Below are 19,500 nucleotides of genomic sequence, written 5' to 3' on the forward strand. Positions count from 1 at the left end.
GCCTCAATCGTGCGGCGGGCGCTCCGCCCTGCAATGCGAGAACGTTCGCGGCGGGTGTTCCATGCTCGTCAGGCGAGGTCCATTTCTGCGCTCATCAGCGCGCTGCGGTCGAGCCGGAAATCAGGGCGGACGAGGGCCCCGACCATCAGGTTCTCGTAGCCGTCGAAGATGCGGTCGCACAGGCTCTCGAAGTCCATGCGGCCATCCGCCCATTCGATGCACAGCGCGCCGAGGAAGAACATGATCTGCTCGGCCAGCCCCAGCGCGTTGACTTCGCGGCGCAGCACGCCCGAGCGCTGCTGCTGGAGCAGGAAGCGGTGCAGCGCCTTCACCTGCCGGTCGCGGAAGTCGTAGAAGATGCCGCGCGATCCGGTGAAGAAGATCAGGCAGACGTTGCGGCAGAAGTCCGGGTTGATGCGGATCGAGGCGAGTTCGCGGCAGACGATCGCCGCCGGCGCGTCGGGGTCGCAGGGGTCGGGCGCGGCGGTGAGGTTCACGTACTGCGAGTACTCGCTGATCGCCTCGGTGATGGCCAGATCGCGCGGGCCGACGAGGTTGTAGATCGTCTGCACCGCATGGCCCGAGCGTTCGGCGATGCGGCGTACGGTGATGCCTTCCAGCCCTTCCTCGGCGAGCAGCTGGCGGATCGTCGCGAGGATGGTCGAGCGGCGGTAGCGCTGGTTGAACGCCGGCGACTGGCCGGGGCCGGCATCGCCCGGGCCGGGCCGCACGATCGGCCGGAAAGGATCGAGGATGACGGGTACGGGTGAGCGCAGCGCTGCGGAATCCGCGGGCAGGGTCATCATGGCTGGTCCTCTCTCCTGCCGCGCCGGGTCCGTTTCGGCCCGCACGGCTTTTGCCGGGAGTGTGACCCCATGACTTGCGCGGCGCAAGTGCCGGGCCTTGCGAGAACGTGTCCGCTGATCGTTCCAAGACTTGCCCGCAGGTGCAATGGCCATCGTCCGGAGCGGCCGATAGGTCCCAAGCAGAACCGCGTGACAGAGGGACCGAGAGACATGGCCAAGCCGCCCGCAGCCGAAGAGATCGTCCGCTACGAGAAGGACCCGGAAACCCGGATCGCGGTGATCACGCTCGACCGCCCCGACGCGCTGAATGCGCCGACCATCGCCGCCCGCCAGCGCTTCGCCGACCTCGTCCTGCGCGCCAATGTCGACGACGAGGTCAAGGTGCTGATCGTGCGCGGGGTGGGCGACCACCTCGGCAGCGGGGCGGACCTTCCCGAGATGGCGGGGATGTTCAACGGCGACGAGGATTATTCGGTGCTCCCCGAATTCCGCATCGCCGAGGACGAGGGGGTGAAGTACCCGCCTCGCGGCTCGTTCCGCTACCTCGCCAACGTCACGAACCTCTACGCCAATACCAACGCGGGGCTGCGCAGCCTGCAGGACTTCAAGAAGATCTCGATCGTCGAGGCCAAGGGCTATTGCTACGGCTGGCACTTCTACCAGTGCGCCGATGCCGACATGGTGGTCGCCTCGGACGACGCCCTGTTCGGCCATTCGGCGTTCCGCTACGTCGGCTGGGCGGCGCGGATGTGGCAGTGGGCGCTGATGATGGGCCTCAGGCCGTTCATGGAAATGGTCTTCACCGGCCGGCCTTTCACGGCGCAGGAGATGAAGGAGCTGCACTTCGTCAACTCGGTCGTCCCGCGCGAGGGGCTGGAGGCCGAGACGATGAAGTACGCGCTCTCCTGCGCGCGCAACCGGCCGGTCGATACGGTGGTGATGCAGAAGATGTTCTTCGAGGTCTTCAAGCAGCAGCAGGGCGAATACATGGGCTCGGTCATGTCGGCCTGGCTGGAATCGATGCTGCCGATGGTGCGTCCCGACGTGGAAGGCGGCATCGGCGTCGATGCGGAGACGTTCGAGAAGGGCCTCGCCAATGCGGTCAAGGACAACGACGCGCAGTTCCCGCCCGACTGGCGCCTGTCGATGAAGGGCCGCCGCGCGGCGCGCTGAGGCGCACGGTCTTCAGCACGGATTGACCCCTGCGCGGGGACTCGTAGTCTGGTGAACACAAAGAGGAGAATATCTGCTGCACGGGAGTAACAGCAGCAATGCCGACCATCGAGCTTGAGCCAGGGATTCCCGACAATATTCACGTATTGCCGCTGAGCCTGTCCAACCGCCGGGTCAGGCGGCTGTTCGAGGACGGCGAAGTGGTCGTGTTGTCCGGAACACGGATAGCGGCCGACTTCGACTTCCTGGCCTCGGTGACGGCCCCGGGGGGGAAACGTCGAGGCAAGCACATCTTCAGCAAAACCGTCGCCGGGCGCCGCGAAAATCGGGCGTCGGTCTGGACACCGTTCCATCAGCAGATGTCTGCCGAGGACCCGGCCCGCTTCGAGCGTCTGCGGCGTGAGGTGCAGTCGGTGGATCGTCAGATCGACCGTGTGGTCAGGCGGATCTTCCGCGGCGTCAGCTTTTCCACCGAGGCGATAACCTGGAAGTTCCAGGAGGTGCGCGGCGAAAACCTGCATATCGACAATCTCGCCGGATGCGAGCGCAACGCGCAGGTGCGGCTCTTCGTGAACCTTCACAACCGGCCTCGTCTATGGTCGGTTGCCCGGCACTGGCAGCACTATGCCGAGCGCCATGTCGCGAGCGGGCAGCTCGTCGCCGATCCGGGCGATCCATTCACCTTCAATCGCAACCTGTCGCTGGCCGCTTTCGGGCCGAGCCAGGCCTCGTGCGACGATCTGCGGCATTTCCTGACATTCGAGCCGGGCGAAATCTGGCTGACCAATTCCGCGCTGGTTGCCCATCAGGTCCGGGAAGGCGATCTGTTGGGCATTGCGCACTACGAATATTCCTACGACCAGTGCATCGATCCGGGCGCATCCCTGCCCAATCGCATTCGCCGGCTCGCCGGAGCGCCGCCGGAAATTCCGGCCGCACGCGGCTCCGCCTTGGCGAGACTGCTTCGCCAAGCCTCGCACCGCGCGAAGGAGGCATGGTCGTGCCGAAGATGATCCTCAATCCGCGTCTGCGCAATCCGGTGCGGATGGTGGATTATCGCGAATATGCGGATGGATCGCGCGCGAAGGCGCAAGAGCTGGCGGACTGGTACGAGGCAGGCGAACTCATCGTCGTCTCGAATTACCGCTTTGCGGCGGGCCGCGAGGTATTCGCAAAGGTTCTGTTCCCCAACGAAAAGCGGGCCAAGAAGCTGCGCCTGCATCTTGACGCCGTGTCGCATGGCGAACCCGTGCGCGAGCGGGAATGGGCCGTCGTCGAGGAACTCCTCGCGGGGGATCAACCGGACCTCGAGACATTCCGTGCGGCGGTGGGCGAGGCGAACCGCGAGCTGATAAGGCTCTGTGATGCGCTCTTTCCGCTGTACCGCCCCGACAAACGCCTGTGCATCTACAATCTGTCGGAAATGCTGGCGCACAACATGCATTTCGACAGCCCTCAGCATGCGGGGGAGTACACGCAATTGCGCGCTTTCGTGAATCTGGACGCGTCGGCGCGGATCTGGCGGATCGGCGAGCAGCTGGAAGATGTCGCCAGTCGCACATACTGGTCGGCCCAACTGCATCGGACCATCGCGCGCCATCCTCGCGAATTCACCCGCGCCACGACTTTGGCGGCTTTCGGCGATCGCTTCGAAAGTGGTGCGCATCCGATGCCGATGCACACCATCGCCTTTCGTCCTGGCGAAGTGTGGTTCCTCAACCCCAATATGCTCGCCCACGAAGTCGTGTACGGTCAGCGGCTGTTGGACGGCGTGTTTATGTTCGACGAGGCGCAGCTGCGCGATCCGGCGCGCTTCTATCCCACGGTCGCGCGGTCGATCCACGAACGGCACGTGGGGTCGTTGGGCCGCATCCTGATCGAAGGCTGGCGAAACTTCGCGTCGCGGCTGGCAGGTGACCGGCGGAGGGGCGGCGGCTAGTTCGGCTGTTTCTTCGCGATCACGATCTGGCGCGTGTTGCGGAAGCGCTGGGTGCCGAACATGTGCGGTGCCTGCACTTTCATCACCAATCCGAAACCCGCCTTGCGCAGCGCGTTGACGAGCGTTTCTTCATTCGCCCAGAACGACTGCTCGTTGTCCAGCGACGCCCGCAGTTTGTCGGCTCTCTCCAGGTGGCCGCTGGCGGCGCGGTGCTCGCGGAACAGATAGCCTTCCAGATGCTGCTCTGCGGGGCCGGTGCGTCCCCGGATATTGCGCGCCAGTGATCCGAACACCGCGCGCATGACGCTCCGCGAACGATCTGGCTGCAAATGGGGTAACAGCTTGTGCTCTGCGGCGAGCTGTTCATCGGCCACGTGCGTGTAGAGGAAGGCGAGGTCGCCGGTATGTTGCGCAATATTTTTCACGACGCCCAGCCAGCACTGCGGCTCGATATGATGGAGGATCCCGCAGCATAGCACGATGTCGAACGTATCGTCGGCCGCCGGCTTGCGGGTTCGCACGTCGCCGACCTCGAAGATGCAGTTGTTCACACCCAGGGCCCTGGCGGCAAAGGTCGCGCGGTCGACCGCCAGTTTGCGTCCGTCGATGCCCAGCACCCGCGCGGCTCCCGACGCAGCCATCCGCAGCGAATGGCCGCCTTCGCCGCAACCCAGGTCGAGCACCGATTTTCCGGCGAGTGTCTGTCCATCGACCAGCGCACGGCAGACCTGGACGGCAATATTGCCCAGATGCTCCAGCCCGACCGCTTTGGCGAAATATGTCGGATTACCGGCCTCGGACACCGTGCAGACCCCATTGAGATCCAGGCGATGCGCCCAAGGCAGGTCAGGCCGAAGCGCGGCCAGCCCCTCGCGTATTTCCTTCTCGCCAAGCATGCCTTCTCATCCCTGTTCCCGCGCGGATGCTTGCAGGAATTCGGGCGGTTTTCCAGCCATGCCGTTCGCCGGGGGGAGAAGGTTCCGCATTGGCCGCCGCGGATGTGGCGGGATTGTCGGCGGTGTCGCACCGGGGCGGCCGGTGCCGCCCCGGTGCGATCGTCAGAAGCTCACCCGCGCGCTGACGCGGATGTCGCGGCCGGACAGCGGCGCGTAGTCCTTGAGGAACGAGGAGGCGCGGCGGGCGACGACGTCGAAGATGTTGTTCGCCGACACCGCGAAGCTGAGCGGACGCTCATTGCCCCAGGGGCGGATGTTCACTTCGGCGTTGACCATCGTGTAGCCCGGCGTCGTGGTCTCGAACCCGGCGACGCGGTCCTGCCTCGCGGTGCGCTCGACTTCGCCGCGGATGTCGAACCTCGTCGCCTGGTAGCTCAGGCCGCCGAGCATGCGCAGCGGCGGGATGCGCGGCGCGGCGCCGACGCTGTCGATCTGGGCATGGACGTAGTCTCCCAGCGCATCGGCGACGATCTTGCCGCCCCCCAGCCGCGCGAGCGTGACCGATCCCTGGACTTCGAAGCCGTAGTAGCGCGCATCGGCCTGCTGGAAGGCGTAGACGGGAAGGCCGTCCTCCACTTCGCCGGTCAGGTCCTCGTAGATGAAGTTCGAGAACCAGGTGTGGTAGGCCGAGGCTTCGAAAGTGTAGTTGTCGCCGCTGCCGCGCAGGATCGCCTCGACGCTGGTGGCGTTCTCCTGCTTGAAGTCGGGATTGCCCACTTCGTAGGCCTGGGTGCCGGCATGCGGGCCGTTGGCGAACAGTTCCTCGGCGGCCGGCGCGCGGCCGGTGCGCGAGACGTTGAGGCCCACGCGCCACGTGTCGCTGAGGCCGTAGGAGGCGCCGAGCGAACCGGAGAAGGTGTCGAAAGTGCGGCTGCCGTCGAAGAACTGGTCCTGCTCGGTCAGCGGATTGGCCGAGAGGTAGGTATGTTCGTAACGGCCGCCGGCCTCGAACTTCCACGGGCCGAAATCGAACTGCTGGAGCGTGAACAGGCCGATCTGGGTGGTGGTGTTCTTGGGCAGGAAGGCTTCCTCGCCGATGACGTTGAAATCGCGGTTGTAGAACTGCACCCCGGTGGCGCCGTGCCAGTTGCCGTGTCCGAGGCTGTGCTTTGCCTGGCTGAATTCGAGGCGGCCTTCCATGCCCTTGTTGTAGAACGCGGTGCCGACCGAGCCGTCTTCCTCAAGCTCGGCATGCGTGTAGTCGGCATAGCCGAGGCGCAGCGAGACCTTGTCGAGCACGTCGCCGTCGCCGTCGAGTTCGCCGCGGATGTCGATGCGGTCCTGCTTGAGGCTGAGGCGCGGAGCTTCCTGTTCCTGGCCTTCCTCGGTGGCGAAGCGGATCGGCACGCCGTAGAGGCTGTCGTAATGGCTGTAGGACACGCCGAGATTGCCGCCGCTGCCGATGTAGGCAAGGCCGGCGCCGGCGGTCCAGGTCCTGGCGGCGGAATTGGGCAGCTTGCCCTTGACCGCAGCGTTGGCGGCGTAGTCGATCGGCTCATCGTCGCCCTCGAGTGGCGCGGCGACGAGGCTGGTGGCGAGCGCCCGATCGCGCAGCGCCGGGGTGAGCGCGTGGCCGCCGATGCGCACGTCGTCGCTGTTGAGGTAGCTGCCGTCGGCATGGGCGACGAAGCCGCCCGCCAGCGGCACGTCGATCGAGCCCGACAGCGAGCGCTCGTCGGCGGCCGAACCGTAAGTGCCCAGCGCGTCGACGTGGACCGGCTCGTCGGGGATGGCGGTGGGGATGCGCTTGTCGATCACGTTGACGACGCCGCCGATCGCGGATGACCCGTAGAGCAGGGACTGCGGGCCGCGCAGCACCTCGATACGCTCGGCGAGCAGCGGGTTGACGACGGCGGCGTGGTCGACCGAGGTGTTGGAGACGTCGATCGAGCCGAGCCCGTTGGTCAGGACGCGCACGCGCTCGCCCTGCAGGCCGCGCAGCACCGGACGCGAGGCGCTGGGACCGAACGAGGTGGCGGAAACGCCCGGCTGATGCGCCAGCGTCTCGCCGATCGAGGGCCGGATCGCCTGCGTCAGCTCCTCGCCCTGCACCACCGCGACGCTCGAGAGCATGTCCTGGCGCTTGGTGGGCAGCACGCCGGTGACGATGATCTCCGAGCCGGCCGACTGGTGATAGGTGTCCGAAGTCGCGGCCTGCGGAGCCGCTTCGTCCTGCGCATGAGCGGCGGCGGGGAGGATCAGAACGGCAAGGGCGCAGCCGGACAGAAACTGGTTTTTCATGGGGGATCACCTTGAGGATACGAAATAACATCACGCCAAGTGCAGGCGAGGCGGAGTCGCGGACGACGGAAAGGCACCTAATCGAGGATTAGATATGTTACAACATGTCCTTATATGATTTCCGCATTGTTTCGGGATAATGGCGCAAAGGTGCTGCACATCGGCCACACGCGCCGTCTGCCGGTGCGGCAGGCGCTGCGGTGGGAACCGCAGGCTGTCGGGTTTTCAGCGGCCGCCGGAGGGATGCAGACGCCCGAAATCGCGCCGTTGCTCGGCGGGTTGCGCAGTCCTGGGGGGCAGCGGAAGAGTGATGACCACCCGCAAGCCCGGGGCGGCGTTTTCAAGCTTCATCTCGCCATGGTGGAGGCGCGCAATCCCCTCGACGAGCGGCAGGCCCAGGCCATGGCCGGGAAGGCTGCGGGCGTTTTCCAGGCGGCCGAACCGGCGCAGGGCGTCGGCACGCAGGTCCGGATCGATGCCCGGCCCGTCGTCCTCGACCATGACCATCACCGAAGTGCCCGACACCGCGAAGCCGATGGCGATGCGCGTGCCCTGCGGCGTATAGCGCACGGCATTCTCGACGAGATTGACGATCGCCTGCATCATGAGCTGGCGGTCGCCGCGTATAGGCAGGGTCGGCATCGGCCGCAGCAGCAGCACGCGGCCTTCGTCCTCGACCAGCGGCTCCATCATGGCGGCGGCATCGCCCAGCAGTTCGCCGAGGTCGAAATGCGTGAATCCCGCGCGGCGATCGCCGCCCTCGACTTCGGCGATGCGCAGGATCGCGGTGAACAGCTCGAGAAGCTGGTCGCTTTCGGCGAGAGCCGCCTCGAGGCCGTCGCGGAACCGGGGTGTGTCCGCCTGCCGGTGCATGAGCGCAAGGTTGGCCCGCAGCCGCGCGAGGGGCGTGCGCAGGTCATGGGCGATGTCGTGGGAGACGTTCGAGATGCTCGTCATCAGGGCCTGGATGCGGTCGAGCATGCGGTTGAACGCCAGTGCCTGCTGGTCGAGTTCGCTGTCCGAGCCGTCCACCGGCACGCGGCTCTGCATGTCGCCTTCGATGATCGCCTCGACGGTGCGGCGCATTTCGGTGACCCGGCGGCTGATCAGACGCCCCAGCAGGACGATGCCGGCGATCACGATGAGGATGGTCGTCCCGAATCCCCCGACGATGATCCGCACGCGTGCCGAGTGGTAGTTCTGGATGGGCTCGGTCTCGGCGAGCGTGGTCAGGACCATGCCGTTGCCGATGTCGCGCACCAGCGCCCGGCCATGGGTCAGGCCCGGGATGCGGTCCGCTTCGCCGAGCGTGGAGAAGCCGGGCGGAAGGCTGCGGCTGAGCGCGACGTTGCCGGCCAGCACCCGGCCGGTCTTGTCCACCAGCAGGAAGCCGATGTCTCCCGAATCGCGGCTGCGCGAAGCGTCGTGAATGCGGGTGATGGCGGTGCCGGGGGTGACGGGGACGCCCGGTTCGGTGATCTCGTAGCTCTCGCTCCTGATGCGCTGATCGACGTATCCGGCGATGGTGCGCTGGGTGGCCCACAGCGTCGCGCCCGCCGTTGCCATCGACACCGCGAGCACGGCGAGGAAAAACAGCCCCGCGAGGGTCCGGAGCGAGAGGCGCTTCATCCTCTCAGGCGCGGATCATGTAGCCCAGCCCGCGCACGGTGACGATCGGATCGTCCCCCGCCTGGTCCGAGATGCGGCGCCTCAGGCGACTGACGTAGGCGTCGACGAACTTGGAGCGGGGCTCGAACTCGTATTGCCAGACCTTCTCGCACAGCATCTTGCGCGTCAGGACCGAATCCGCGTTGCGCACCAGTTCGGCGAGCAGGTTGAACTCCAGCTTGGGCAGGTCGAGCGCGACGCCGTGATACCACGCGCGCAGCCGCGCGGGGCTGACGGTCACGTCCCTGGCGGTGATGGTGTCGGTCTCCGAGACGGTCCAGCCGCGCCCGCGCACCAGCGCGTTGAGCCGCGCGTTGAGTTCGTCCACGTCGACGGGCTTGACGATGTAGTCGTCCGCGCCGCCGTCGAGGCCGTCCACCCGGTCGCCCAGCTGGCCCAGCGCGGTCACCATGATGACCGGGATGGTGATGCCGTCCTCGCGCAGCGTGCGCACCACCGACAGTCCGTCGATCTGCGGCAGCATGCGGTCGAGCACGACGGCGTCGAACTTGTGCTCCAGCACGGCGCGCAAGCCGGCATGGCCGTCGGCCGCGACCGTCACCTCATGGCCGCAGGCGCGCAGTTCCTGCGCGAGGTAGTTCGCGAGGACAGTGTCGTCTTCCACCAGCAAGAGATCCACGTTTCCACTCCCGATTGCGCGCTGCCCCGGTCGATGGCAGCATGGCCCGCGCCTGCGGCGCCACCAGTACGGGCGCCTTGCTTGCTGCATGCTGACCATTGTCGCGCCCGCCGGTGCGACCCGCCTGATAAGCGGATTTGGACGGTCCGGGTCAACGCCCGGGGGAGAAAATATTTCCCGGCCTTTTCCAGGAAAAATTTTCCCGGAATCTCAAACATATGACTGAAAGTTGATAGTTAGTTACACCTTGCGCGTCACGGGTGTCACCGATCCTCAATCGAAGTGTCTTCAAAGCTCCATATTAGGCCCCTTACAGATCAAGAAAAGTTTCTAAAAGGGTGTGTTTTCATCATGTTAATTAGAACTGTCCGCGCGGCGCTCCTCGCCGGTTCGGTGCTCGCCAGCATGGGTGCGACGAGCGCGTTCGCCGAAGCTCCGGCAGCCGATGCCGCCGATGCAGCTGCCGACGCCGCCGACTCCGGTCTGGGCGACATCGTCGTCACCGCGACCAAGCGCGAGACGAACCTGCAGGACACCCCGATCGCGATGGCGGTCATGAGCACGCAGGCGCTCGATGACCGGCACGTCCAGAGCCTCTACGACCTTGCCGACGGCGCCATCCCCTCGCTGCGCATCGCCACGTTCGAAGCGCGCCAGAGCGCGCTCACCATCGGCATCCGCGGCATCGTGCCGCTCGACGCCAACCAGCCCGCGCGCGAGCAGGGCGTCGGCATCTACATCGACGGCGTGTACCTCGGCCGCCAGCACGGCCTCAACGCCGGGCTGTTCGACGTCGCCCGCGTCGAAGTGCTCAAGGGTCCGCAGGGCACCCTGTTCGGCCGCAACACCGAGGGCGGCGCGCTCAGCATCGTCAGCAAGGCACCGACCGGCGAGTTCGGCGGGCGCGCGGAAGGCGGCTTCGGCAACTACGGTTCCTACAACGGCGACATCCACCTCGACCTGCCCAAGATCGCGGGCTTCTCGGTCAAGCTGGACGGCGTCATCCAGCACCAGGACCCCACCACCAGGAACCCCCTCGCAGGCCAGGCCGGGTTCAACCAGTACCACCGCAAGGGCGGCCGCGCCGCCGTGCGCTGGGAGCCGATCGACGGCATCACCGACGACTTCTCCTACGATGTCGCGCGTGACGAGAACACGCCGTTCTACAGCCAGCTGCTGAACTACAACCCCAACGGCTGCGCCGCCGGAACCCAGGCCTCGCACGCCGCCTGCGCGCTGCCGGGCACCAGCTACACCAACCTGACCGGCACGGTTAAGCCGCTGCTGCCGGGCATCGTCGTCAACGGCAAGACGCGCATGAAGGTCGCCGACATCGGCGTGCCGCAGCAGCCCAGCGTCGACAAGACCCACGGCTTCACCAACAACCTCAAGTGGACCGTCTCGCCCGAGATCGAGCTGCGCGCGATCACCGCATGGCGCGGCGTCGACGCGACCCAGTGGGACAACAGCGGCGGCGCGCACCGCGTGCCGGTGGTCAACCTGACCGCCGCCTGCACCGCCGCCGCGCCCTGCGTCTTCAGCCGCTACAGCCTTGCCGACCTGCGCCAGCGCCAGTTCAGCCAGGAACTGCAGGCCGTGGGTACCTTCGGCAAGATCGACTACGTCGCGGGCCTTTATTACTTCAACGAGCACGTCAGCGACGACGCGGCGACGCCGAACTCCAACGGCGTGTACCTGAACGCCGCCGGCCAGCCGGTCTACACGATCCTCAATTCCTGCACCGGTTCGGGCGGGTTCGGCTCGGAGGTCGGCTGCCGCTCGATCGACCGCGCTTCGGAAGTCTGGTCGAAGAGCTACTCGGCCTATGGCCAGCTCACCTACAACGCCACCGAGCAGTTGCACCTGACCGTCGGCGGCCGCTACACGCACGACAAGAAGCGCGGCGTCCTGCACTACTCGCGCAACGTCAACTACGACGTCGACACCGCGAAGGCGACGGCGGCGGGCTACCAGCCGCTCGACCAGTCGTGGGACCGCTTCAACCCGATGGCGACGCTGGCCTACGACGTGACCGACGATCTGCACGTCTACGCCAAGTACGCCACCGGCTACCGCGCCGGCGGCGCCAGCTCGCGCACCGCGAACTACCAGGCGTTCGATCCCGAGGACGTGAAGTCCTACGAAGTCGGCCTCAAGAGCGACTTCTGGGATCACCGCGCCCGCCTCAACCTCGCCGCCTACATCATGGACCGCAAGGACAGCCAGGTCGACATCAGCTCGATCCAGTCGTTCAACGGCTCCAACTACAACAACCTGGTGACCATCAATGCGCCCGGCACCACCAAGATCCGGGGCATCGAGGCCGATTTCACCGTCAACCCGGTCGAGGGCCTGACGCTGAACGCCTCCTACGCCTACACCTACACCAAGATCCCGCTGGTGCCGATCACCTACACCGGAACCAATGGGGCCTCGACCACGGTCGACCAGCGCTTCTACATCGTGTTCACGCCGCGCAACGCGGCCAGCGGCTCGATCGACTACGCGCTGCCGGTGGGCTCCAACGACGCCACGCTGAAGTTCCACTTCGACGGCAACTATTCGCAGGCCACCCAGGCCTTCGACCAGTTCGCCACCAAGAACGACGCCTCGCTGATCTTCAACGGCCGCGTCTCGCTCGCCGACATCGGCGTGGGCGACCGCAAGCTGACGCTGGGCGTGTGGGGCCGCAACCTGTTCAACGAACAGTACGTGTTCCGCCGCGACCCGTCGAACAGCCTGCCCGGCGCGCCGACCACCAGCGTCAGCACCGGCAGCGTCAACAACATCCTGGGTGACTACGGCAACTTCAACGCGCCGCGCACTTTCGGCATCGACGCCAGCGTATCGTTCTGACGGCCCGCACCCGGGCGCCTCGTTGCCCGGGTGACCCGAACGCATGAAAGCCATTATCGGCGTGCCGCCCAAGTGCGGCACGCCGATTTTGCGTTTGTACGGCGCGGTCAGGCGGGAAGGGGACTCTGCTGCCGCCCCGCAACCCGCATCAGCACGACGTACAGCGCACCGGCGAGCACGATGGCGTCCAGCGCCGGAACCGTCGTGACCGAGAAGTCGTAGTGCAGGGCGATCGCGGCGAGGCCGCTCGTCACGCCCCATGTCGCGATGGCGGGCCAGTGGACGCCGGTGCAGTCGGTGATCGAGGCGGCGGGATCGACGTCGCGGAAGCGGGTGAAGCCGTCGATCACGTAGATCGCCGCGAACGGCGGGATGGTCACGCCCAGCAGGACGAGGAACGGGATGAAGCCCGCGATGATGCCCATCAGCGCCAGAGCCGTGCCGATCACCGTGCCGACGAGAACGAACGCCCAGCGCGGCACGCCGGGGAAGGTCGCCGCCAGCGACAGGCTCGCCGAATAGAGGTTGAGCGAGTTGAGCGTCCAGGTCGGCATGACCAGCAGCAGCAGCGCCCATGCGCCGAACCCGAAGCCGGTGATCATCCGCATGATGTCGGTTTCGCCGGTCGCCAGCGCGGCGATGGCCGCGCCCGCCATCAGCAGCGGCGCGGTGAAGGGATAGGACAGCGCCATGCTCAGCACCGCGCCCTTGCGGGTGCGGGTGTAACGCGAGAGGTCGGGCAGGGTGGTGATCGTCAGCATGTCCGCGCCGATCAGCGCCGAGAGGGCGATGCCGAAGGTCATGTGATAGGGGCTCGTCGCCGGCGCCTCCAGCACGAGGCCGTGGCGCCGCGCCGCCGCGACGCAGACCGCGAGGATCATCACGGCGAGCACGGGTACGCCGATCATCGCCAGCCGGTCCAGCGCCCGGAAGCCGATCAGTGTCGTCAGCGCCATGAGCGCCGCGCCCGCCACGACGACCGTCGCAAAGTCGGCCGAGAAACCGAAGCCGGCGCCCGCCGCCGCCATCGCGTCCCCCAGGAACGAGACGTTGACGCCGAACCAGCAGAAATGCACCACCGCGATGATGACGTTGACCAGCCCCGCGCCCCGCGTCCCGAACGAGCGGCGGATCAGCAGGTAGGTGTTGAGGCGCGAGCGCACCGCCACCAGCGAGGTCAGGCAGCCGCCGAGGCAGAGGAAGCCTCCGCCCAGCAAGGCCGCCAGCACCGCCGGCCAGAACCCCAGCGCCAGCCCGATCTGCGCGCCGTTGAGGAAGGTCGGCAGCGAGATCGAGAAGCTGGCGATGATGAGCGCCACCCGCCACCCGCCGACGGTCAGCGCCTCGGGCAGGGGGGCATTGGCGTACTGGTCGCCGCTCTCGTGGTGGCTCACGGTTTCAGCCAAGCGGCGATCTCCTCGATGGGCACGTAGTCCAGTGCATAGCCGAATGCGCGCGGGCCGACGAATGCGAGCGCGCGGGTCTCGCGCAGGATCGCGGGCGCCGCGGCGCCGACGACCTTGACGCGCTGGCCGTACTTGAGCCGCTCGGTGGTGATGCTGTCGGCCGTCTCGCGGTCCATCACGGTCAGGATGTCGGGCACCATGGCGACAACCACGCCGTCGCGCCGCGCCATCAGGTTCTCGTTCTGGAAGTCCAGTTCCATCCGGCTGGCGCCGTCGAAGCTCTCGAACGCGATGCGGCCGACCGAGAAGCCGTTCCTCGTCTCGCGGTCGATGTCGACGATCTTGCCGTCGAACAGCACGCCCGCGCGGGGGTAGAGGCCGGTGCCCTCCAGCGCCGCGAACATCGCCGCGAAGGGGTCCTCGCTGCGCGCGCGGGCCTCGCGGATCGCGGCGCCGACGGCGCGGGCAGCGGTGATGGTGCCGTGGATCGCGTGGTCCTTCGCCTGCCGCCCGGTCAGCGGGTACTCGACGAGGTGCGCGATGCCGCCGACCGCCACCGACAGCGCGCGGGCCAGGCGCTCGTGCGCGAGGTTGTCGTCGGTTTCGATGAGGGTCAGCGAGCCGCCGGCGTCGGTCAGGATCGAGGGACAGGCCGACAGCCCGCGGATGTTGAAGATCGCCATCTGCGATTCCGGGAAGGCGCGGCCCATGCCGTCGCAGTCGAGCACGGGCACGCCCAGCCGCGCGGCGGCGAACAGCGGGGCGAGGCCGTTGCTGCCGCCGATCTCGATCGGGATCACCGCGTCGATCCGGCGGCCCATGATCTCCTCGAGCCGCCGCAGGCCGTCGACCGCCTCGCGCCCGTTGGGCAGCTTCTCCACCGAGACGGTCGGCGCGCCGATCCAGCCGCAGGGCACGACGAGGGCGTCGTCGGCGAGGTCGTCGAGGCCGATCACCTCGAACGGCCCGCGCCGCTCCAGCTCCGCTTCGGCGAGCAGGGTGGCGTAATAGGGATCGCCGCCGCCGCCCGAGCCGAGGAAGGCGGCGCCGAGGGCGAGGTCGCCGATGGCCTGGCGGTCAAGCAGCATGGGAAGCTCCGATGGGGGATGAAGGCGAGGCAAGGTCGGCGACGACGCGCACGCGCACCTGCACGGCGCGGCCGGGAAGGTAGCTCAGCGGCGCTTCCTCGACGTCGACTATGGCGACGGTGGCCGGGTCGCCGCCGCCGGCCAGCACCTGTTCGCGGGCGAGCGCGGCGACCTGCTCGATGGCGGTCTCGCGGTCCATCGCCTCGTAGCTGAGCACGCGCTCGACCTGGGCGCCGGCCTGGGCGATCGCGGCGCCGACGGCGTTGGCCACTTCGGCATGGGGCGGGCGCACCACCTGGGAGACGCCGCGCAGGTCGTCCGGGATCAGGAAGTTGCCGCCGCCGACCGCGAGCACGGGCACCGCGCCGCGCGCTGTCTTCATGCGGTCCACGCCTTCCTCCAGCATCGCCCGGATCCGCGCCGAAAGCGCCGCGAGCACGGGCGGGGACAGGGCGGGCAGGCCGTCCGCCTCGCCGAACGAGACGAGCCCGGCGATACGCGCCACGTCGCTGGTGGTGAGGGTCCGGCCGCCGAACAGCATGCCCTCCTGCGCCAGCCGGTAGCCGAGCGAATCGGGGCCGATGCGGAAGGCCGCCTCGTCCAGTTCCTCGGCCCCGTAGAGCGCCGGGTCGAGATGGACGCGGGTGCCGCCGCCGAGGCCGATGGCGAGTACGTCGGGCATGCGGAAGTTGGTCCTGACCCCGCCGATGTCCGCCGAGATCGCGGACTCGCGCGGGTAGCCGGAGGACAGCGCGCCGATGTCGGTGGTGGTGCCGCCCACGTCCATCACGATCGCGTCGGTCAGCCCGCTGAGAAACGCCGCGCCGCGCATGGAGTTGGTCGGGCCCGAGCCCATCGTCATGACCGGATAGGCTTCCGCCTGCGCCGCCGAAGCCAGCGTGCCGTCGTTCTGCGAAATGTAGAGCGGCGCGCACACGCCGATTCCCGCCACCGCGCGGGAGAACGACCGCACCACGCGGCGCGCCAGCGTGGTCAGCGCGGCGTTGAGGATCGCGGAATTCTCGCGCTCGATGAAGCCGAGGCGGCCGATCTCGCTCGACAGGGTCAGCGTGGCTTCGGGATGGACCTCGCGCACGATCGCGGCGGCGCGGTGCTCCATGTCGCCGTTGATGGGTGAGAAGGCGCAGGTGATGGCGATGGCGTTGACGCCCTCCGCGCGCAGCGCCCCGGCGGCCTCGCGGACACGCGCCTCGTCGAGCGGGGCCATCTCGCGCCCGTCGACCTCGTAGCCGCCCGGCAGGAGGAAGTAGCGCCGTCCGATGCCGTCCACGAGGTCGCGCGGCCAGCCGGTCATCGGCGGCAGAGCCTCGCCCGAGGGACTGGCGAGGCGCAGGACGCCCACCCGGTCCAGTTCGCGGCGCTCGACCAGCGCGTTGACGAAGTGCGTGGTGCCGATGGTCACGGAGGCGACGCTCGCCGGGCTGGCGCCCGAATCGGCGAGGACCGCGCGGATCGCCGCCGCCACGCCGGTCTCCACGTCGGCCGAGGTGGGCTGCTTGGTCCAGGCGAGCACCTGGCCGCCGTCCATCAGAACCGCGTCGGTGTTCGTTCCCCCGACGTCGACGCCAATCCGCACTCGCTTCTCCCTCACCTGTTGGCAAACCCGCCATCCCGTTTTGGCGGGGACGACCGTCCGGGGAGTACGAGTGCGCACGGCTCGCCTGCAACGCGCAATAAGAGTGCGGGGGGCGGCAAACGGGTAATCGGGGCCCCCGGCCGGGTAGGAAGCTGCGGACTTGAGCGGGGCAGCGAGGTCGCATAGGCTCTGCGGTGGAGAGCGCGTCTGAAAGAGAATACCAGGTTCTGGCTACGGGAATGTGACGCGCGTGGATGAGCTGATTCGTACCAAGGTGGCTCCGCCGATCTGGCTGGGAAGCCAGATCCGCCGCGACCTGCTGCTGGAGCGGCTCGACGACGCCCTCGACCGGCGCATGACGATCATCCACGCGCCCGCGGGCTACGGCAAGACCAGCCTGCTGTCGCAGTGGCGGCGGCGCTGCGAGGAGCGCGCGATCCTGATCGGCTGGCTGACGCTGGAGCGCGACGACGCCGATCTCCAGCGTCTGTCGCGCTACCTGATCCTCGCGCTCGATGGATCGCTCGATAGCGAGGAAGGCCCTTCCGCCGATCTCCCGCCGCGCGCGGCGCTGTCGGCGATCATCAACCGCATCGCCCGCGAAACGCGGCCCGTCGTGCTGATCTTCGACGATTTCCACCGGGTCGAGGGCGGCGAGGTCAATACCTTCGTGCAGTCGCTGATCCGCCTCGCGCCCAGCAACTGCCATTTCGTGATCGCCTCGCGCGATTACCCCTGGCTTGGGCAGTCGGTGCTGGCCGCCGAGGAGCAGTTGGTCGAACTGACCAGCGAGGACCTGCGCTTCAACCGCTCGGAAGCCGAGGCGCTGCTCGACCGGGCGCAGGCCTCGGCGCTGCCCGAGGCTGCTCTGAAGGCGCTGGTGGATCGCTCCGAAGGCTGGCCGCTGGCGCTGCAGCTGACCTCGCTCTCGCTCAAGCGCGGGATCGACCACGCGCGGCTGATGGAGCGGTTCAGCGGCTCCCGGTCCGACCTTGCGCGCTATCTGTCGGAACAGGTGCTGACCTCGCTTCCCGCCGAAGTGCAGGACCTCGTCACCGCGACCGCATTGCTCGACAGGCTGACCGGCGAGGCGGTGAACGCGCTGTGCGAGCGCGGCGACGGCTGGCTGGTGCTCGAACGGCTGGAGCAGCAGGGCATGTTCCTGACGCCGACCGGCGAGGGGCGCGAGGCCTACCGCTACCACCAGCTTTTCGCGGAGTACCTGCGCGACCGGCTGGCGCGGCAGGACCTCGCGCGCTTCCGCCTCCTCCATGCCCGCGCCGCCCGCCATTTCGCCGGTTCGGGCGCGATCTCGGCGGCGATCGAGCACGCGATGCTGGCCGAGGACGGCATGCTCGTCGCGGCGATCCTGGAGGGCGGCGGCGGCTGGCGGCTGATCCCGCAGGGCTATCTGGCGATGGTCGAGGCGGCGCTTGCCCGGCTCTCGCCCGAGCAGGTGAACGCCAGCGCCCGGCTGGCGCTGGCCTCCGTCTATATCCAGATCAAGCACGGCCAGATCGGCCCCGCGCGCGCCGACTACGACCGGCTCGCGGCCGAGGCGGGCGGCGCCGACGCGCCCGCCGACCTGCGCGGCGAACTGCGCGTGGTCGGCGATACCCTGGCCGATTACGAGAACCTGCCCGTCACGCTCGACGACCTGCTGGAGCGCGAGGCGCTGCTGCGCGCGCTCCCGGCGGACGATCACCTCGTGCTCGCCAACTTCACCGAGACGCTGGCGGCCAAGTATCTCGAAGGCGGGTGGCTGGAGCGCGCGCTCGAACCGCTGCGCGATGCGCGCGGGCATTACCAGGCGCTGGGCTCGCTCTACAGCGAGGTGTTCACCCATTTCCTCGAAGCGCGCATCCGCCACGCGCAGGGGCGGATCAACGATGCGGTCGCGATCATCACGGGGATCCGCGAGGTCATCGACGTCAACTTCGGCGCGCGTTCGGACCTTGCCGCGAACTGCGCGGCGTTCGAGGCGGCGCTGCTCTACGAACAGAACCGCATCGACGAGGCGCAGGCGCTGCTCGACTGGGCACTGCCGCACATGGACCAGTCGGACGCATGGGTGGACGTCTATGCCGCCGCCTACCTCACCGCCGCGCGCTGCGCCGCAGCGCGCCATTCGCTGCGCGACGGTTTCGCCATCCTCGAGCGGGCGCAGGCGGTGGCCGCGCCGCGCGGGTTCCGGCAGCTCAGTCTGCTCGGCGAGTTGTGCCGGCTCGAACTGCTGATCGCCCACGGCGCGCCGCTGGAGGAAATCCGCGCCTGCGCCGAGGCGGTATCGCTCGACGCGCTCGCCGACGGGATGGCGCTCGAAAACCCGCTCTACCGCCCCGTCGCCACCGCCGCCGCGACCTGCCGGGCGGCGCTGCGCCTCGTCGAGGGCGACAGCGAAGGCGCGCTGCGGGACCTCGCCGTGCTCCACCGCTGGGCGGTCCGGCACGGCGCCGGGCGCGCGCTCGTCGACATGCTGGTCCTGCGGGCGCAGGCGCTGCGGGCAACCGGCGCCGAGGCCGAGGCTGCGGCGGCTTTCGACGAGGCGGTGGGCATGTCGATGTTCCAGTCGCTCGTCCGCCCGTTCCTCGACTGGGAGCGTTTCGTGCGCGGCGCCCTCGACGCCGCGCCGCCCGGTGCGTCCGAGACCGACCGCTACCGGGCGCAGTTCCTCGCCGCTCTCGCTCGCGGTCTGGCGGCGCAGGCGCAGCCGGGGGAGGAAAGCGTCCTCAACGAAGCGGAGGCGGAGATCCTCGTCCATCTCAGCCGGGGGTATTCGAACAAGGAGATCGCTCGCCTCATCGGCATGTCACCCGATACCGTGAAGTACCGTTTGAAGTCGGTTTTCCGCAAGATTGGCGTCGATAAACGGCGCGATGCGGTGCGTGTGGCCATCGAACAGGGCCTCATAGCCTCCGCAAAGCCGGTGGAAGCGGTCGCTACGGGCGTCTTAACCCGCTCCTAACCGCACCTTAGCGCACGCTTACCCGTCGAGCCCGCCCTATTACCCCGATTATGACGTGGTCGTGAGCCCCGCCTGTTGTTCAATGGGCGAGCAAAGCAGGGGGACCGTCCGGAGGCCGAAAAGGGCCCCGGCATCAGGTTCAAACACGGTATTTCAAGGGGAATA

At 68.0% G+C, this 19,500-nt stretch carries 13 protein-coding genes; 5 read left to right on the plus strand and 8 right to left on the minus strand.

Annotation, left to right across the window (positions count from 1 at the left end):
- Positions 1 to 68: 68 nt before the first annotated feature.
- Positions 69 to 806, minus strand: a complete 738-nt coding sequence (locus AC07M9_RS17915) for a TetR/AcrR family transcriptional regulator (protein WP_494885597.1) — start codon at positions 804 to 806, stop codon at positions 69 to 71.
- A 210-nt stretch (positions 807 to 1,016) separates the two neighbouring features.
- Between AC07M9_RS17915 and AC07M9_RS17920 the strand changes: the two genes are divergently transcribed.
- The 3 genes from AC07M9_RS17920 to AC07M9_RS17930 all read left to right on the plus strand — a co-directional run bounded on the left by AC07M9_RS17920 (position 1,017) and on the right by AC07M9_RS17930 (position 3,918).
- Positions 1,017 to 1,979 (plus strand): enoyl-CoA hydratase/isomerase family protein, encoded by a 963-nt coding sequence (locus AC07M9_RS17920; protein WP_494885598.1) that lies wholly within the window; start codon positions 1,017 to 1,019, stop codon positions 1,977 to 1,979.
- A gap of 98 nt (positions 1,980 to 2,077) precedes the next feature.
- Positions 2,078 to 2,992, plus strand: coding sequence for a hypothetical protein (locus AC07M9_RS17925; RefSeq protein ID WP_494885600.1), 915 nt, complete (start codon positions 2,078 to 2,080; stop codon positions 2,990 to 2,992).
- Positions 2,980 to 3,918 carry a hypothetical protein gene (locus AC07M9_RS17930; protein ID WP_494885601.1) on the plus strand — a complete coding sequence of 313 codons (939 nt, stop codon included), beginning with the start codon at positions 2,980 to 2,982 and terminating at the stop codon, positions 3,916 to 3,918. The genes AC07M9_RS17925 and AC07M9_RS17930 overlap by 13 nt, the downstream gene beginning before the upstream one ends.
- On the opposite strand, the gene AC07M9_RS17935 is transcribed toward AC07M9_RS17930, so the two are convergent.
- From AC07M9_RS17935 to AC07M9_RS17950, 4 genes are all read right to left on the minus strand, one after another.
- Positions 3,915 to 4,814: a class I SAM-dependent methyltransferase gene (locus AC07M9_RS17935; protein ID WP_494885603.1), complete on the minus strand. Its 900-nt coding sequence runs from the start codon at positions 4,812 to 4,814 to the stop codon at positions 3,915 to 3,917. The two genes, AC07M9_RS17930 and AC07M9_RS17935, sit on opposite strands and share 4 nt — an antisense overlap.
- Before the next feature lie 162 nt (positions 4,815 to 4,976).
- Positions 4,977 to 7,115 (minus strand): TonB-dependent receptor, encoded by a 2,139-nt coding sequence (locus AC07M9_RS17940; protein ID WP_494885605.1) that lies wholly within the window; start codon positions 7,113 to 7,115, stop codon positions 4,977 to 4,979.
- A 225-nt stretch (positions 7,116 to 7,340) separates the two neighbouring features.
- On the minus strand, positions 7,341 to 8,744 hold the full coding sequence (locus tag AC07M9_RS17945; RefSeq protein WP_494885607.1) for a sensor histidine kinase: 1,404 nt from the start codon (positions 8,742 to 8,744) through the stop codon (positions 7,341 to 7,343).
- A gap of 4 nt (positions 8,745 to 8,748) precedes the next feature.
- Complete coding sequence (locus tag AC07M9_RS17950) at positions 8,749 to 9,423, minus strand: response regulator transcription factor (protein WP_494885608.1); 675 nt, start codon at positions 9,421 to 9,423, stop codon at positions 8,749 to 8,751.
- A gap of 351 nt (positions 9,424 to 9,774) precedes the next feature.
- Between AC07M9_RS17950 and AC07M9_RS17955 the strand changes: the two genes are divergently transcribed.
- Positions 9,775 to 12,279 carry a TonB-dependent receptor gene (locus AC07M9_RS17955; protein ID WP_494885610.1) on the plus strand — a complete coding sequence of 835 codons (2,505 nt, stop codon included), beginning with the start codon at positions 9,775 to 9,777 and terminating at the stop codon, positions 12,277 to 12,279.
- 107 nt (positions 12,280 to 12,386) lie between these two features.
- On the opposite strand, the gene AC07M9_RS17960 is transcribed toward AC07M9_RS17955, so the two are convergent.
- The 3 genes from AC07M9_RS17960 to AC07M9_RS17970 are packed head-to-tail and all read right to left on the minus strand — an operon-like array spanning position 12,387 to position 16,370.
- Positions 12,387 to 13,685 (minus strand): purine-cytosine permease family protein, encoded by a 1,299-nt coding sequence (locus AC07M9_RS17960; RefSeq protein WP_494885612.1) that lies wholly within the window; start codon positions 13,683 to 13,685, stop codon positions 12,387 to 12,389.
- Entirely contained in the window at positions 13,670 to 14,773 is a 1,104-nt protein-coding gene (locus tag AC07M9_RS17965) for an S-methyl thiohydantoin desulfurase family protein (RefSeq protein WP_494885614.1), read from the minus strand. Before AC07M9_RS17965 ends, AC07M9_RS17960 begins: the two co-directional genes overlap by 16 nt.
- Positions 14,763 to 16,370, minus strand: a complete 1,608-nt coding sequence (locus AC07M9_RS17970; RefSeq protein ID WP_494885616.1) for a hydantoinase/oxoprolinase N-terminal domain-containing protein — start codon at positions 16,368 to 16,370, stop codon at positions 14,763 to 14,765. Before AC07M9_RS17970 ends, AC07M9_RS17965 begins: the two co-directional genes overlap by 11 nt.
- Before the next feature lie 250 nt (positions 16,371 to 16,620).
- Here AC07M9_RS17970 and AC07M9_RS17975 point away from each other — a divergent pair, with 250 nt between their 5' ends.
- The gene (locus tag AC07M9_RS17975; RefSeq protein WP_494885618.1) at positions 16,621 to 19,335 is read left to right on the plus strand and encodes a helix-turn-helix transcriptional regulator; all 2,715 of its coding nucleotides are present in this window, start codon (positions 16,621 to 16,623) and stop codon (positions 19,333 to 19,335) included.
- The last annotated feature ends 165 nt before the right edge of the window (positions 19,336 to 19,500 follow it).

Source organism: Novosphingobium sp. GW821-FHT09E05, from assembly GCF_059416165.1.

What these genes read in the sequence shown, in the direction of transcription:
- AC07M9_RS17915 (WP_494885597.1), bottom strand. Translation starts at nt 806, where the DNA reads ATGATGACCCTGCCCGCGGATTCCGCAGCGCTGCGCTCACCCGTACCC.
- AC07M9_RS17920 (WP_494885598.1), top strand. Translation starts at nt 1,017, where the DNA reads ATGGCCAAGCCGCCCGCAGCCGAAGAGATCGTCCGCTACGAGAAGGAC.
- AC07M9_RS17925 (WP_494885600.1), top strand. Translation starts at nt 2,078, where the DNA reads ATGCCGACCATCGAGCTTGAGCCAGGGATTCCCGACAATATTCACGTA.
- AC07M9_RS17935 (WP_494885603.1), bottom strand. Translation starts at nt 4,814, where the DNA reads ATGCTTGGCGAGAAGGAAATACGCGAGGGGCTGGCCGCGCTTCGGCCT.
- AC07M9_RS17940 (WP_494885605.1), bottom strand. Translation starts at nt 7,115, where the DNA reads ATGAAAAACCAGTTTCTGTCCGGCTGCGCCCTTGCCGTTCTGATCCTC.
- AC07M9_RS17945 (WP_494885607.1), bottom strand. Translation starts at nt 8,744, where the DNA reads ATGAAGCGCCTCTCGCTCCGGACCCTCGCGGGGCTGTTTTTCCTCGCC.
- AC07M9_RS17955 (WP_494885610.1), top strand. Translation starts at nt 9,775, where the DNA reads ATGTTAATTAGAACTGTCCGCGCGGCGCTCCTCGCCGGTTCGGTGCTC.
- AC07M9_RS17965 (WP_494885614.1), bottom strand. Translation starts at nt 14,773, where the DNA reads ATGCTGCTTGACCGCCAGGCCATCGGCGACCTCGCCCTCGGCGCCGCC.